This window comes from Aliidiomarina sedimenti, assembly GCF_003986955.1.
In the GTDB taxonomy this organism is placed as follows: Bacteria; Pseudomonadota; Gammaproteobacteria; order Enterobacterales; family Alteromonadaceae; genus Aliidiomarina; species Aliidiomarina sedimenti.
The window spans coordinates 1-1,100 of record NZ_PIPN01000009.1 but is presented as its reverse complement, the minus strand read 5'-3'; the positions used below and the strand labels follow the sequence as shown (position 1 = coordinate 1,100).

Sequence of the window (1,100 nt, the reverse complement as noted above, 5' to 3'; positions counted from 1 at the left end):
CAAATCATCAAGGCCATCAAAGAGCACGAGGCTGGAGCCAAGGTCGAGGACATTTGCCGTCGCCTAGGCATATCCAATGGCACTTTTTACAACTGGCGCAGTAAATACGCTGGTATGGAAGTCAACGAAGCAAAGCGTCTACGCGAGCTCGAAGCCGAAAACACTAAACTGAAGAAGCTCTTAGCGGAGAAAATGCTTGAGACAGAAGCCCTGAAGGATGTCGTCTCAAAAAAGTGGTAAAGCCCACCAGCAAGAAGCATGTGGTTACGCATTTAGTGACCACGTTTAAGCTTAGTGAGCGCCTTGCGTGCAAGTTGGTCGGGCTGAGTCGAACCGCTTATCGATATCAGCCAAAGAAGCGCCAGGACGAGCCTGTCATGGCTCGTTTAAAGGAGCTGGCGGTCGAGTATCCGCGTTACGGGTATTTAATGCTGCATGGCCTTTTGAAGCGTGAAGGACTAGTTAAAAACAAGAAGCGAACGTATCGGCTTTATACGGAGCAAGGGCTCCAAGTTCGCACGAAGAAACGGAAGAAACTGACTCGACCACGTGTCGTTATGGATGCACCAACCGGCGTTAACCAGCGCTGGTCCATGGATTTTGTTTCAGACCAACTAGCCAATGGACGCCGCTTTCGAGTGTTAAACATCGTTGATGACTTTAGCCGCGAAGTCGTTGGCCAACTGGTTTCAGTGTCGATCTCAGGCCAACAAGTCGCACGGTTTTTATCTCAGATAATAGAGACTCGCGACAGACCAGATTCAATTGTCTGCGACAACGGCACCGAGTTTACCAGCAAGGCGATGTTTTTCTGGAGTAAAACCAAAGGCGTGCGCCTGAGCTTTATTCAGCCAGGAAAGCCGACACAGAATGCGTTTGTGGAAAGCCTGAACGGCAAATTCAGGAACGAGTGTTTGAATCAGCACTGGTTCCGCACTTTGGACGAAGCTCGTTACGACATTAAGCAGTGGCAGCGTCATTACAACGAGGAAAGACCTCACAGTTCACTGAATTATTTACCGCCAGCTGAGTACGCAAAACAGGTGGCATAAAAACTGAAATCTCATTGAAAATGTGGTGTTATTTCAGGGGAAAGGTCA

The 1,100-nt window shown here is 48.8% G+C and carries 1 protein-coding gene; it reads left to right on the top strand.

The window, feature by feature from the left end; all coding sequences use genetic code 11:
- Nucleotides 1-1,052, top strand: a protein-coding gene (locus tag CWE12_RS13560; RefSeq protein WP_126790254.1) for an IS3 family transposase whose coding sequence is annotated in 2 segments (ribosomal slippage) — nt 1-226 and nt 226-1,052 — 1,053 coding nt annotated over the 2 segments. Because the reading frame shifts where the segments join, the coding sequence is not laid out codon by codon here. This gene is flagged as partial in the annotation.
- Between the last annotated feature and the right edge of the window lie 48 nt (nt 1,053-1,100).